General features: G+C 44.8%; 9 protein-coding genes. 1 reads left to right on the top strand and 8 read right to left on the bottom strand.

What is annotated here, in order from left to right; genetic code table 11:
* Positions 1-193: 193 nt before the first annotated feature.
* The 7 genes from RB622_RS11735 to RB622_RS11705 all read right to left on the bottom strand — a co-directional run bounded on the left by RB622_RS11735 (position 194) and on the right by RB622_RS11705 (position 11,979).
* A complete protein-coding gene (locus tag RB622_RS11735) occupies positions 194-1,030 on the bottom strand; it encodes a sugar phosphate isomerase/epimerase (RefSeq protein ID WP_308046739.1) in 837 nt (278 codons plus the stop codon).
* Between the two features lie 430 nt (positions 1,031-1,460).
* Complete coding sequence (locus RB622_RS11730) at positions 1,461-2,657, bottom strand: DUF5009 domain-containing protein (RefSeq protein WP_308046738.1); 1,197 nt, start codon at positions 2,655-2,657, stop codon at positions 1,461-1,463.
* 364 nt (positions 2,658-3,021) lie between these two features.
* Positions 3,022-5,214, bottom strand: a complete 2,193-nt coding sequence (locus RB622_RS11725) for an alpha-galactosidase (protein ID WP_308046737.1) — start codon at positions 5,212-5,214, stop codon at positions 3,022-3,024.
* A gap of 153 nt (positions 5,215-5,367) precedes the next feature.
* Entirely contained in the window at positions 5,368-5,973 is a 606-nt protein-coding gene (locus tag RB622_RS11720; protein WP_308046736.1) for an HD domain-containing protein, read from the bottom strand.
* A gap of 252 nt (positions 5,974-6,225) precedes the next feature.
* Positions 6,226-7,227: a TIM barrel protein gene (locus tag RB622_RS11715; RefSeq protein ID WP_308046735.1), complete on the bottom strand. Its 1,002-nt coding sequence runs from the start codon at positions 7,225-7,227 to the stop codon at positions 6,226-6,228.
* A gap of 69 nt (positions 7,228-7,296) precedes the next feature.
* Positions 7,297-8,034: a hypothetical protein gene (locus RB622_RS11710; protein WP_308046734.1), complete on the bottom strand. Its 738-nt coding sequence runs from the start codon at positions 8,032-8,034 to the stop codon at positions 7,297-7,299.
* A 102-nt stretch (positions 8,035-8,136) separates the two neighbouring features.
* Positions 8,137-11,979, bottom strand: coding sequence for a PVC-type heme-binding CxxCH protein (locus tag RB622_RS11705; protein WP_308046733.1), 3,843 nt, complete (start codon positions 11,977-11,979; stop codon positions 8,137-8,139).
* Between the two features lie 346 nt (positions 11,980-12,325).
* Between RB622_RS11705 and RB622_RS11700 the strand changes: the two genes are divergently transcribed.
* Positions 12,326-12,751, top strand: a complete 426-nt coding sequence (locus tag RB622_RS11700; RefSeq protein ID WP_308046732.1) for a hypothetical protein — start codon at positions 12,326-12,328, stop codon at positions 12,749-12,751.
* A 289-nt stretch (positions 12,752-13,040) separates the two neighbouring features.
* Here the strand turns inward: RB622_RS11700 and RB622_RS11695 are convergent, their stop codons facing one another.
* The gene (locus RB622_RS11695) at positions 13,041-13,997 is read right to left on the bottom strand and encodes a DUF6454 family protein (RefSeq protein WP_308046731.1); all 957 of its coding nucleotides are present in this window, start codon (positions 13,995-13,997) and stop codon (positions 13,041-13,043) included.
* Positions 13,998-14,156 lie beyond the last annotated feature (159 nt).

Raw genomic sequence — 14,156 nt, 5'->3', positions numbered from 1 at the left:
AGCATTGAGTAAAACTATTACTGTTAGCCTGGCACAAAAGTAGCGTTTTAAGGCATTTTTGATCATGCCGTTAAAACGAAATTTAGATCAGAAAAACTTAAATGACTGTTTTTCAATACATTTTTTATAAATAAAATATAAATCAGCTTCTTTCCTGACCCGTCAGGTATCTTAAAACAACCATTAAACCCGACTAGCTGGCCTGGCAAACACCTTTGTAGTAACCCACCGATTCGGCAATTCCGGCCAGAGGATCCTTCATATCCTTCTCATATTCCAGGCTGCACATGCCCGAGTATTTGATTTTTCGCAATGTTTTGACAAATAACGGAATATCGATCACACCGCGTCCCAGTTCGCAGGTTGTACCTTCCTTGGTTGCCGCTGTCACATTTTTCAAGTGTATATCGAAAATTCTCTTCTGGTATTTTTCAAGGTCCGCGATGGCGTCATTTCCGTAACGTGTATCATGCCCCATATCAAAACAAATACCAAGACCCGGATCCAGATCTTTGATCAGATTGTAGACTGTTACTGCATTCGGGTAAAGTTTGTCGCCGGGGCCGTGAATATGGATGGCATAGCGAATGCCTGTTTCTTTTACTTTTTGAGCCACATAAGGCAGGTCTTCGTGACTGGGAATCCCAACGATTAACTTCACACCTACCCTTTTCGCGTAATCAAAAGAATTGTCAATCTCCTTGGGCGACTTTGCGTATATCGGGCCAACGGCGTATCCTGTCACCCCCGACTCTTTTAACTTCTCATGAAATGCCGTGATCTGCTCGGCGGTACTTGCGTAAGGCAGGTGAAAATCCTTAATGCATAAATAATGCACATCCGTTTTCTTCATCATCACTAGCGACTGATCCAGATTGAAATGAACAAAACTATATCCGGCCATAGCCAGTTTAAACAAATCCTCTTTCTTTTCTTTAAGGGGCCGCGCAAAGCTTTCAGGTACGGAAACCAACGAACCAGCCATCAAACCGACAACTCCCTTTTTTACGAATTCTCTTCTATTATTCATCCTGATATTATTTATAAAAACAGATTCACTTTATAAAGAAAAATAATCCAAAATATACCATCCCGTAAGGTTCGATCATATCGAAATTTTCAACTGTATTAATATCTATAATTAAACGCAGAGTAAAGGGAGTTGAGCGGGGAGTTCGGAGAGGTATTTAACTCCTTTTACTATTAACCAAGCGGGTTTTGAATTAGATTTCTCAGCGCTCAACCGCGCGGCGGACCGCTCCCTTTACCCTGCGTTAATATTTTTTCTCTAATTAAAACACCTCCCCAAACTCAGCGCTAAACTCCCTTTACTCTGCGTTTAATATTTTTTCTCCAATTAGATTTAAAATTAAGTTCGATGCCCCTCGGATTAATAGTGACTCCAAATACCGTGAATCTCCATTACAACACCGATGAAATATGTGGGTTGTCCGGAATTTTTAGATTTTCAGTTTGATACCTGCTTTATTGATCATTCCCGTAACTACGACGATGAGCAAAGAAAATACTATTGATTTCACAATGCCCGCAACGCCGGTTCGTACGATCAACGGCAGACTAATCCCGGCCAGCGCGACCACAGCATACCAAATGTAGGGAATCAGATAACAGGTCAATGTGGAGGTTCCTGCTGGTTTCAGGATCTTTGCCCAGTTTTTCTTTCCCTGCAAATCTGTCAGCCAATAGAAAAATGCAAAGGCAATGAAGCTGATTCCTGAACAGATACCCACCCAGGCTGGCGTAGCCCTTATCTTGGAAATTCCCCAGAATGGTCTTGTGCCAAATCCATAAGCCAATGACAAAATACCAAGTACCAACAAAATCAGAAGGAAAGTTTTAGGGGCCAGTTCTTTGGAATATTGTTTGTAAATGACCGAAACAACAACCCCACCCATCGTAAAAGCAGGCATAGATCCGCTGCCCACAATCCACAACTGCTTTCGCATCTCATCCAGAAATCCCAAAAGACCGGCAAAGTCTGCGAGATTGAAAAGAGCGAAAAAAATCCATGCAGCAACGATTAACACAGTCCGGTCAAGAATAAAAAGATAAATCGTTGCACACAACAGATATGACCAGCCTATCAGACCGAGAATCCCGTACCAATGTGGTTTCATCCAGGTCACTTCTGTGCCTTCCCCACCTTTGTAAATCATCGCCAGTCCGGCAAGGATCAAGTACCCGATAAATTTCAACAAGGTATAAAACGATTTCCTTTCCGGTCTTGCCGGATACACATTCCAGATTAGCAAAAATCCGATCACCATCAACAGCTGCCAGACATATTTACTGATCAGCATTTCGCTGTGGGCGTTTTCCAGGTTCACGGTGAAAAACCCCATCAGGAGCAGCGCCAGGGTGCGTTCGCCAATATGCATGAGAATGGTCGTGTCACTATCCCCTTTTGACTTCCGGTTCATGATGGCAAACGGGATCGAAAGCCCGACAATGAAAAGAAATGCAGGAAAAATAATATCCGAAAACCCCATCGCATCGTCTGCTGCGGCACTGTGTTCGAGCCATTTTGGCACGCCTTCCAGTGTCCACAGGTCGTTAACAAAAATCATCAAAAACATCGTAACAGCTCTGAAAACATCAATAGAGTCAAGTCGGGTCAGGGATTTTTGCGGTGTCATTCAGTATCGTCGTTAATTTTATCAAAACATACCGTTTCCAACATTTCCTGATTAGGGTATAAGAGGAAGTATGTCATCTTAAATCGTTCAGGCAAACAGTATTTGAAACCCAATTTAAACTTATTCTGATAATTATCGACGGGAACGACAAGTTATCAATTAAATTTTTTCGGTGACATGTTGATGGTCGACTTTCGGTTGCCGGCGGTCGCATGGGATAAATCTCTGCTAAATCACGAGGCTATCGCTCGTTCGAAGTTAGTAACCACTTTTTTATCAACCTTCGGCAATCAGACCGCCAAGGGTCGACATCTCCGCACCGCAACAGTCTGAAAGCCGCTTGCCGACAGCCATCGCCAGTATCTTATTCCAGCACCATCCAGGTATAACCTTTGGCAGGGATCTGAACGGCCATCGATACGTTGTAATTCCGATCCACTGTATAAGCCTTGGCAACGCCGTCTTTTACCCTGATTTTTACAGCGTCATGTTTTCCCGTAAAATAAACCGGCACTTTTATGTCTCTGGTGATGGCTTCATTTAAAGGATTGTAAAGCATAACCAACCCTTTCTCTTTCAACGCAGGGTTGACGTGCATGATACCATCCCAATCTCTGCCATCGGCGCGGCGCAAATGGACGATATCAGCGTTGAGAATGTCCCGGTATTTTTTATACCATTGAATAACACCTTCCACTTTTTTTCTTGTCGCTTCGGTATCATACAACCTCGGCCCTCTGTAACAAGCCTGAACGCCGGCTCCGTAATATTGCATCATCAACTGCTCATAGGCATCCAGATGTTCGGAAAGCGGTTCTAGAATTGCATCAGGCCCTCCGCCCTGATACTTGGTGAGTGGCACAAAACCCCATACCATCGAAGGTATCTCATTCCAGGTTGCATCGAAGATATTCTGCCGGTTTAATATCATCTGCTGTTCTCTCGACAACGAAAAATTAACCTCACGATAACCCAGCGCAATTTTGTGCGTTCCATCTAAAAAATACCAGTCGGGCGCATTGACGTAAATTCCATTTTCATTACACCAGTGGTACAGGCTTTTTTGCAGCCCCATTTGCTTCCATTGCGAATCATGCAAACCCTCATGACCGGGATGCGTCGTGGAAGCGCAGACATCTCCCGGATAAGGGCCGTCATTTTCAAAAATATTGAAGCCTGTATACGTCATGAAATGTTTGAGCTTTTCAAGATAGGTCAGTCCCCATTTACTGCCCAGGCATGGCGCATTACCAAAGAATGCCCCACCCGGTTTGCCCGTTTTTGGGTCAATGACATCATCTTCCGGACTTATTTTTCGCGAGCTAAACAGTGAATAACTGCCGATCAGGATATTTTTACTGTGCGCATAGTCAGCCAGCTGTTTCCATTTTTTCAGATTCGACGCTGTTGTATCTTCCATGTTACAATGACTTCCAAAACTAAGGATCAAAGCCTCGTAACCTGTTGCTGCACATTGATCGATCGCCGTTTTTACTTCCTGATCATTTTTACTGACCAGGTGCATAAAGATCGGATTGCTGGTAACCCAGGGGGAAATGGTCCGGTACATTTTCCGTATGGCAAGCCCGTTCCGCTCCCGGTCATAACTATCCTGCAAAAGTTCGTAGGTACGAATGGATTCAAAATGCTCCCCTTTTTTCAGTTTTATACCGATGTTTATCTTGGGATGCACTTCCAGCAGACAGGGCGTCTGGTATCGGTAATTGACCTGAGAAGTATAAGCAGGATCCACTTTCCAGTGCGTAGCCTGATCGCTCAGATTGTAGCGCATCGCATTGTTGAAAGCAAAATTATTTTCGACATAAATACCCTTAGGCGTAGCCATTTGTTCCGTATTTCCTTCCACAGCGCTTTCTTCTTCCACTACGGCCAGAATTTCATTGACCACCTGATCCAGCATGACTTCCTTGTCCGTATTATTTTGCAACGTTATCCACTTATTGATCAACGGAATTCCATCATAAATGGCATAATGAACAGACACTTCCAGTCCTTTCAGTGCCGACAAAGATGATGCAAAATGAAAGCTGATCGTCTTCCCCTGCGCATTTTTCTTATTGCCCGTCCACATGGAAGTCTTCCAGTTGAGATAAGGTTTAATCTCCATTATCGAATATCGGGTGTAATGAAAGGCACTGTCCGAGGTTTTTAACTGATCCACCCATTCAGGCAGCAGATAGGCATTTTCCTTTTGCCCATACAAACCACCAATGTTGTAACGCTTCCCGTTCAGCGTTAAACGTGCTTCGGGTTTTACGGTGCGCAGCAATTGCTGTCCGTTACTCAGGTTTTTGAAATCCGTGCAGACAAGGTCAGGTGTAATCCGGAAAGTTCGTTTCAGCAGTCCGTTGGATAACACAATGTCCCGGCCATCCTGACTTTTATAAATCCGGGCCTTTTCGGTCAGGGGCTGAACCAGCCAGTCTGCCGGCTTCTTGTTTTCGAACTCCGGTTTCCAGACTGGAATTTCCTGGGCATTTACGCGATAAAAAAGGCAACAAAGAAGGAAACCGGCAATTTTAAAATGAATACGCATTTTCAGGTTATAAGTTATGTTTAGGAATTTCGTCATAAACATAAGACTCCTGACGCTGTTATTAGCGCCAAACGGGTATTTATTTTTCTTAAAACCAGATTATCCGTCCCCCCTTTCCCGTTTGACGATAAAAAAGAATATTCGTTTGACGTTTTAACGGCCTGAACTGTCCTTTTTCAAAATACCCTTTTCAACACTTTCCTCAATCAGTTTTTCCGCATAATTCCAGATGGAAACCGAGCCGTTTTTGATAACCTGTTTCTTTTCGTACACCTTCTGATAATCCACATTGAATTCTTGCCAGGTACCGCCGTTATTGGAAACATTTTGCAGCAAAGGTTCCAGTCTGTCCATGGATTTTGCAAATTTTGCTTCATGACTTTCACCAGCTTCAAATTCTTCCCAAACGGCAATCAATTCCTGCGCCTGTTCCGCGGGTAGTAAACCGAAAATTCTTTCCGCAGCAACGCGCTCCTCGTCCGTATTGACGTGATTTTTTGTTGTGTCATAAATAAAAGTGTCACCTGCGTCGATCTCCACGATATCATGGATCAGTACCATTTTGACCACCTTCAGAACATCAATTTCGACATTGGAATGCATGGATAAGATAATTGCCATCATCGCCAGGTGCCAGCTATGTTCCGCATCATTCTCGTTCCGGTCGCTATTGAATAACTTTGTCCGGCGTTGAATGTATTTTAACTTGTCGATTTCTTTGATGAATTCTATTTGTTTTAACAGGTCTTCGGTTTGCATATTCAAGAAAATAAATACTGGTTACCTATGTAAGAATTCTAACGCGAAACACAGATGAATGGTTTGGAAATACAATTAATTTGGTGAGACGAAGACTGAACCAAAAATTTAATCTCCCCGTGAAGTTGCAGCCTTTAATGGCCTGGGGTTTTGAAAATAATTGTTTGAAAATAGTATTTTAGAATGGTGTCCAAAATCATGAAATAAACAGATCCGGCACTTGTAAATACCTGCAGCCAGATCTGTTCACTTTTACGCCATCAAAGCCTTTCGTGCATATTCAACACATTTCGCTGTTTCCTTGACCGCATCCGAACCGGCCGGGATATCGTATTCCAGTTCGATCGTTGCCGGAAATTTATACTTATTTTTTCGCATCAGTTCCAGGGCAGCAATGATGGGGGTGTCACCCTCGCCCCAGGGCATATTTTGCCCACCATTCGCTTTTGATTTTCGGTCTTTCGTGTGCATGCTTACGATGTGTTCGTGCTTGGCCTTTATCAATTCCAGCGGATCAAAACCTGCGGCTACATAATGTCCCATATCGAAATTCAGCGCATTGTACTTTGATTGCCCCAAAGCAACATCCCAGGCTGTAAATGTCTGCTGCAAATGTCCGTGATAACCGACGTAAATTTTATTCTTTCCGGCAATCTCACCAAGACGTTTCGTCTGTGCCACGTCCGTCGGCAATTCTACCGTCGCCTGATTTGCGCCCAACGCCTTGGCTGCACGAAAAGCATAATCAACCTCGGCATCCGTATTATTGGCATTCAGCGCCGAAGGTTTGAAGGCATAAATGTTTACACCCGCATCGTTATACAATTTCCGAAGCTGTACAAATTTGGCCATAGGCACCTTCGCGCGCCATTCTGCAAGCTTTTTGGTATATTCTTCCTGTTCTGCCTTTTGCTCTGGCGTAAGTTCCGGACGTCGTCCACCAGGTGTTCCGGCCGGACGAGGTGGTGCTGTCGGTGCGCCTGCAAAAGATTCACCGGCTGGCCCCATCAGTTCAATCGCACTGATATTGCTTTCAATGCAATATTGCAAAACCTGCTCGGCACTGCTTGGCATACTTCGCCAGGAATAACTGATGACACCAATCTGGACGCCGTTGAAAAGTGAATTCGGTTTGCCAAGATTTTTTATATAGGCTGGCATGCCAAACGTCGACTCTGACATAAGTGCCATACCAGCCACCGCCAGCGACGAAGCGCCCAGAAATTGTCTTCTTGAAATCTCCTGATTTTTCATATCGTTAATAAGTTTGAAAGCGGGTTTTAAATAAATTATAAAGCATAGACAATTTAAATTCTATTGTATTCAAAAGGGATATTTAACGTCGTCCGGCAACGGCTCCACGGCAACTTTCATCCATTTCCCATCGACTTTGATTACGACGATATTCCGGTCCTTATCGTAAAACATCGCTCCGTTTCCGCTTCCTTTCAATTCTTTAAAATTTACGTGCTTGGCGTCCTCCGCGTAATTCTGCTCCGCATCCTTTTCAGGCTGATTTTCAACAATATCTTCTTTACCGATATTTCCCAGTGTAACGGTATTGGTCAGTTTGAGGGAACCATAAAATATGGCTTTGTCCCGACCAAATAAAAACGAATGCTGCCGGACATCTGACCCCAGTTTAAACCAGTTATAAGCCGCCTCGGAATGATCGTAAATACTGCTGTAATAATAGGCTTCTGCAACAGGACGACCCAGTTCGAGATGTTTATTGACCAAAAAAGTGATACGTGATTTGTCATCGCTGGCATATCCTTCAAACACGTGAAACCCCCAGCGCTTCCGGTTTCTTTCGTTGGCATTTCCCCGCACCTGGATCATGTACGGCGTACTGAGAATTCCGTCAATGGTCGTATACATGGGGGTTATCTTTGGATTAAAACCAAAATTATACCCTCTCTCCTGCCACTTATTCCAGGTGCTGTCAATGTCGGAAGCCAGAACAATCCGGTTGGACGACGAATGCTGAGATCCCGGAACGAGTTTGAGATAGTTTGTAAGCCCACCCGTTTGCGCATCTGCGAAACAGCAGAAAATCAAATTTATCAATAATATCAAACAGCATCTCAATAACAGTTTTGGGTGCATCATATTTCAGAAAGAGGTTTTATACAAAAGTTAAAGTCCAGCGTCAGCCGGCTTCTATTTTGACGCGGTGACCGGTTTGGTGGTCCGCATGAAACTGATCAGTTCCGTTATTTCCTTGTCCGATAAACTTTCCAGCAAACCCATTGGCATCATCGAAACGGGTGTCGTTTCCCTTGTCTGAATATCAGACTTATTAATCACGACAGCATCCTGCCCCACGATTCGCAGTGTAACCTGCCGTTCCGTTTCTTTGGCTACATTGCCCACATAAGTACGGCCGTCGCGGGTGGTAACGACCACCATCTTATAATCATCCTGAATTTCTCCGCTCGGATCCAGGATATTTCCCAGCAGATAATCAACATTGCTTCGGTTTGATCCTGTCAGATCCGGACCGATGATACCGCCTTCTCCATACATTTTATGACACGGCGCGCAGGTTCTCTTAAAAACCTGTCTTCCCTGAATAGGACTGGCCTGATCCACCGTTTTTCCCGAAAGTAGATTTTTATACTTTTTATAGGCTTTTTCGTCAAAAGCCACATGATCGATCGGCCCCCAAACTTCTACAAAACCGCTCCCCACAACCCTTCGTAATTGCCTGGCAACATAGGTTGGGATATCTTTTTTAGCAATGACATTTTTCGAAATGGCCTGGGTCAACAGCCAGCCCGACTTTGGCCGGGAAGCCAGCGTCTGAATGGTTTCAGATTTTTCAGAAGCACTGAATTTAGGATAACGCTCAATCAGCAATTTTGCCAAAGGTTCGCTGTCATAACCGGCAATAGCCCGGATCGCATCCAGTCGAAGATCCTTCTCATCCAGCAAAGCGGGCAGTTCCTTTACCAGTTCAGGTCTCTGGCGCAATGCCAGCAATTGCAGCGATTTTTTTCGCTGATCTACCGCTGCCTTCTGATTTTTCAAATCTGCCATGGCATTCTTTGCCGCCTCCGTATCTCCAAAATGATTTGACAATTCACCAGCCAGCTGCGCTACCGGTTTTTCTCCCAGTTTCAGTTTGGCATAACCAGCTTTCCAGTTCGCTGGTGTCTTAACATCCGTCCGCCCATCCAACGCATCCCGCATACCTTCCAGCAACGCAACCTGATTTTTTGACTTTTTACCCACTGCTGCTACGAGGATTTCGAGTGCATCAGCGTCCACCGCCCTTCTGGCAATGCATTGCGTTACCATGGGCATATTACTTTTATCCGCCATTTCAAGCGCACGCGCCGGGTTTTCCTTCACCAACGGCTCGATACCGTACCAGATCATTTTGGGAATATTATGGTCATTGGCATCTTCCAGGTGAGCCAGCAAGGCGCCCGCAACACGCCATCTTTCAGCAGCATCCATTCTCTGAAGCGCCGATGCCAGATACAAACGTACGGCCGGAGATTTATCGGTTGCAGCCATTTGGGCAAACTTTTCGATAACTTCAGGAACCACATCCCGATCCTCCGTTAAAAACTGGATAGCCCAGGCACGGATGTATTCGTCTTTGTCATTCAGCGCGTCGAACAAGGTTCTCGGGGTAAATCCACCTGTTATTTGCAAGGTCCACATCGCCCTTAGACGGAAGTCTGCATTGGCGTTTGTCTGATATAAATCAAGTAATTTGTCATAAGCCTGCTTCGCCATTTTACCTTTTGAAGCCCGGTTTTGCAGGATTATCCTGGCCCTTCTCGCGTGCCATTCACTTTTGCTCGTTTGGAGTTCGGCCAGCTGAATGTCAGAAAACTTATCAAGGTCAGCATAACGGTCTTTCCAGTTTTCAGCCCGGGAAACTTTGGGCATCACCCGGAAAATCCTGCCGGTTTCAGCATTCAGAACATCCGAACCGCAAATATCCGCGTCGTGCCAGTCGAGCACATAAAGCCCGCCTTCCGGTCCCACTTCCATACTGAACCCAACCCATTGCGCGTTGTTCGCCATCATGAAATCGTCTCCGTGTTTACCGCTAAAACCGGAACCCTTCCGTTCAAGAATATCAGATAAAATGCCGTGCTCATGAATATTGGCCATAAACAACCTTCCTCTTTCGGCTTCCGGAAAAGCATCGGACTGATAAACCCTGGCACCTCCATGTGCCGATCGGTGGCTATGGTCTGCGATAGTTTTGATATCATTGTAGACATAAGGATTAAAATGCTGTCCGCCTTGCCGGTGATAAATCCCTCCGGGAACCACGTGCCACAAATGCGGAATAACACAGGCCGTCATCAGCAACTGGCCTTTTGCGTCATAGTCGATACCCCACGGATTACTGAAACCATGCGCAACAACTTCAAACTTATCTTTGGTCGGGTGATAGCGCCAAACCCCGCCATTGATATCCGTCCCATCCTTCAACGTGTCATTTGGAAAAGGATCTTTGTGTTTATAAAGTTTCCCTTTCCCAACAGGCTTACCTACTTTGGACGGCGTCGCAAAGCCCTGCAAGCCGTAAAGCCATCCGTCGGGTCCCCAATGAAAGCTGTTTAATGTTTCATGCCTGTCACGGATTCCCCAGCCGGTCAGACGTACTTCAATGTCATCCATGTCCGCTTTGTCGTCTCTGTTTTTATCCGGAACAAAGAGTAAATTGGGTGGTGCACCGATGAAAACGCCATCAAATCCGACGGCGATGGCTGACGGGAAAGCGATCCCTTCCATAAAAACCGTGCGCTTATCCGCTACACCATCCTTGTCTGTATCTTCCAGAATCAATATCCGGCTATCACCCGCGTTGGAAAAACCCTTTCCCCGGGATTCATAATCTTTGTTTTCTGCAATCCACATGCGTCCGCGATCGTCCCAGCAAAATGCCATCGGCTGCGTCATCATCGGCTCCGAAGCCCAGGCGTTCACCTGAAATCCTTCCTTAACCGTCATGGCGGCAACAGCTTCCTGTGCACTCAAAAACTTGGCTTCCCTACCCTCCTTTTGGGCAATCGCCCAAAGAGCGGCCGTGTTATAGGTTCCGTTATTTCCAATAAATTCACCAAAGGTTTTCGTCAGTTCCACATCGTTCAGCGTGCCGGTGTATACGACAAGTTCATGTTTAATGACCTCCGTTTCACCTTTTTTAATCTGCCAGTCCGCCTTTCGTGCCCTGGCAGGTCCGGCACCCAGCTGACCGTCAACCCGCCATGTTTGCGGATAACCTTTGTTTTCAGGATGGTCCAGAATGGCGATATGTGCCAGATCATCTCTGCCTGCTACCTGCATGGCAATATCTACCCACATCGCGGGCTGCCCCTCGGCTTTTTCATTTCGCTGACGAGCCGCATTAATCACCTCGCCCTTAATTCCCTCTTTCCACGGCATACGCACGAAAAGCCCGCCGTAGTCATATTTGCCAATCGTTACGTCCGTCTTTGCCTCTCCATTCCATTCCAGATCCAGCAGGTATTTACCCTCTTTCTGGCGCATCGACCAGTTTTGTGTCTCCGTTAAAACGGCGGTTCCGGTTGAATCCAGCAGATCATAGACCGTCTGCCATTTCACCTGAGTGCCTTTTGCTTCTACAACTGTTGCCGAAACCCTGCGCCAGTAACCGCCATCCGGATGATGAAAATAATCACGACCGTTCACCCGGGTATATCCCCAATAAATACCGGTCTGATGTTTGTGATGTCCGGGACTGTATTCGGTTAAAACGCCCTTTCCATCCGGCGCAACCAGGGGATGCAGGTAAGGGCGAAAATTTGCCTTTGCATTTTGGGTTAAAATCGGCTTGGTGTCGGCGCCGCGAAAAATGCTGATGGTTTCATCAGTCTGGTTTTGGACAACGCGAAGCTGCACATCCTTAACGGCAGATATCTCAACAGGTTTTTGCCCTGTTTCCTGAAAAGGATAACCAAAATTTAAAACAAGAAAGAGCAGGAAAAGAGGAACCGATCTCAGCATATTCATATCAGGCAGTAAAAGTTTTTTAAGTCAGAAACTATTTGGATCTATGGCTATTGTACTACTAAAACACAGAAACAGCCCAATAATACTCTAAAAATTCACACCTAATGAAACTGAAATTATACTTAAAGACTATCCTGCACGCTAATCTGGCCGGGATCAAAAATCCAGCAACTCCCCACATCATTTGACATTACAAGCAACCATCACATACATAACAAACTAAAAATTAGACAAATAAGCCATTTAATCAATTCTTCATCAAAGGAAAACAACTACGGTCAAGATTCATTATATTTCATATTGTATCAGCGTAAGTCTTTCATTCATCATTTAAACCTTATTGATTATGAAAACTTTATATCTCATTTTAATCGTCCTGCTGAGCACCAACGCGGGATTTGGACAAAGCCTGACCCGCGCCAAGGAAAATGAAACGGTCTGGGTCATTGTGCAACATGTGAAGGCAGATAAACGTGAGCAGTTTGAAAATTTTATCCATAACGTATTCTGGCCAGCATCAACCAAACTTTCAGAAGATGAGCAACGGGTATTTAAACAAACCCGGACGATGCATGCCGGCAAGGCGGATCCCGATGGAACTTATCCATACATTTTCATCATGGATCCGGTTGTAGCGGGCGGGGATTATGATGTGGAGTCCCTGCTGACAAAGATGTTTGGAGCAGAAAAGGCAGCAGAACATTATAAAACTTTTACGGACACGATGGACCGTGAATCAAACAATTATGAGGTAACCCAGTCGAAACGCTGAGCTTTTGTATCGGAGCGCTTATCAAAATTCGAAAAGATTGGCACAACGGCTAACCTGACCGTTGTGCCATATGGCGAGATCACTATACGGAACAACCTCGTTGCAATATTGGTATTTCTTTCTGGTATTATTTTCCCGAAAACAGCTACTTTAAATCAGGATTTAATTTACCGTTTATACATTTCCGGTCATATTATTTACCGGCCCTATTAAAGGATTGGAATATTGGAAAGCCTTACGCAATGACGCCGAAAGGTATACGTTAAACCAGTTATTCAAGCCATATTGATCAGATATTGACTTCATAAATAAAAAGTGTGGCCGCTCCGTCATCGTCCGGCACAAAATAGGTCCGTAAACCAGTTGCTGTTTCTTCAACCCAAAACGGATTGCTCGTCATAATTCTACCGGAAGGCGACCAGAGGTTGATGGGAAGCTGGCTTACAGGCCGATAATCTTTCAGGCTTATGATATCAAATCCGCCCATACTAAAAGATTTCCCTTCTGCCGTTTTATAATTCCCAAGGCCCGAACATAGCATCAGCTGATTACCAATATAATGGCAATCCTGATAATTGATGTATAATGATTTATTGTCAGCCGCATGCAGCGGCGGAAAAAAATCAGCAACTTTCGGTTCGCGGTTTTTAAGATTCCACTTGTAAAACTTTCCAGCACCCCAGCTCATTCCAGTGAGCATGCGGCTTGAAGGTTCATAAACCACGGCACCGATATGATCTTTGCAGCGAAGAATCTCCGTAACTTTCATCGTTACCGGGTCAACGTTATAGATGATAGCGCGGCTATCGGGACGATATTCCGCGACGGGTATCCAGATATTTTTTCCGTCAAAGTCGATGCCGCCGGGGTGATAAATGTCTCCTTCACCAAGGGTTATATCGGATAATAATTTCCCTTCCTTATCAAATTTATATAAATGACCCACGCCTTCACCAGCGTCACGATCATATTCCTTGTTTTGTTCAGCATATTTCTTCGGCCATTTTTTTACTTTGACAGAGGTCATAAAAAAATAGTCACCGATTTTAACCATACCCTGCGGATGACCCGCGGAAAAATGAAGCGGTACGGCAGCGATCTGTTTCCAAACCGCATCCGGTCTCAGTTTCATCAGCTTGTGCTGAAGCGGACTTTGTTTATCGTCTTTTAAATCCCCTCCTTTTGAAACATATCCATGCAATACAACAATGGAACAGAATAAAACAGCAAGAGACAAAATTTTCATAGCGGGAATAAGGCTGATATTTGGTTGACAAAATAACAGTCCCCGCCGATGGGAAACAAATTATGTTTCGTTAACATACCGGACTTATGTAGCTATTGGCAATTAGCTATGTGCGATTAGCTCAGTAACCGGATGATAAATAGCTTATTATAAAAATCA

It is taken from the genome of Dyadobacter sp. LHD-138 (assembly GCF_030929615.1).
GTDB lineage: Bacteria > Bacteroidota > Bacteroidia > Cytophagales > Spirosomataceae > Dyadobacter.
The sequence above is the reverse complement of the archived record's forward strand: the minus strand, read 5'-3'. Positions and strand labels throughout refer to the sequence as shown.

Excerpts from the sequence above, each read along its gene's own strand:
- RB622_RS11720 (WP_308046736.1), bottom strand. The coding sequence starts at position 5,973 with ATGCAAACCGAAGACCTGTTAAAACAAATAGAATTCATCAAAGAAATC.
- RB622_RS11695 (WP_308046731.1), bottom strand. The coding sequence starts at position 13,997 with ATGAAAATTTTGTCTCTTGCTGTTTTATTCTGTTCCATTGTTGTATTG.
- RB622_RS11725 (WP_308046737.1), bottom strand. The coding sequence starts at position 5,214 with ATGCGTATTCATTTTAAAATTGCCGGTTTCCTTCTTTGTTGCCTTTTT.
- RB622_RS11705 (WP_308046733.1), bottom strand. The coding sequence starts at position 11,979 with ATGAATATGCTGAGATCGGTTCCTCTTTTCCTGCTCTTTCTTGTTTTA.
- RB622_RS11715 (WP_308046735.1), bottom strand. The coding sequence starts at position 7,227 with ATGAAAAATCAGGAGATTTCAAGAAGACAATTTCTGGGCGCTTCGTCG.
- RB622_RS11730 (WP_308046738.1), bottom strand. The coding sequence starts at position 2,657 with ATGACACCGCAAAAATCCCTGACCCGACTTGACTCTATTGATGTTTTC.
- RB622_RS11735 (WP_308046739.1), bottom strand. The coding sequence starts at position 1,030 with ATGAATAATAGAAGAGAATTCGTAAAAAAGGGAGTTGTCGGTTTGATG.
- RB622_RS11700 (WP_308046732.1), top strand. The coding sequence starts at position 12,326 with ATGAAAACTTTATATCTCATTTTAATCGTCCTGCTGAGCACCAACGCG.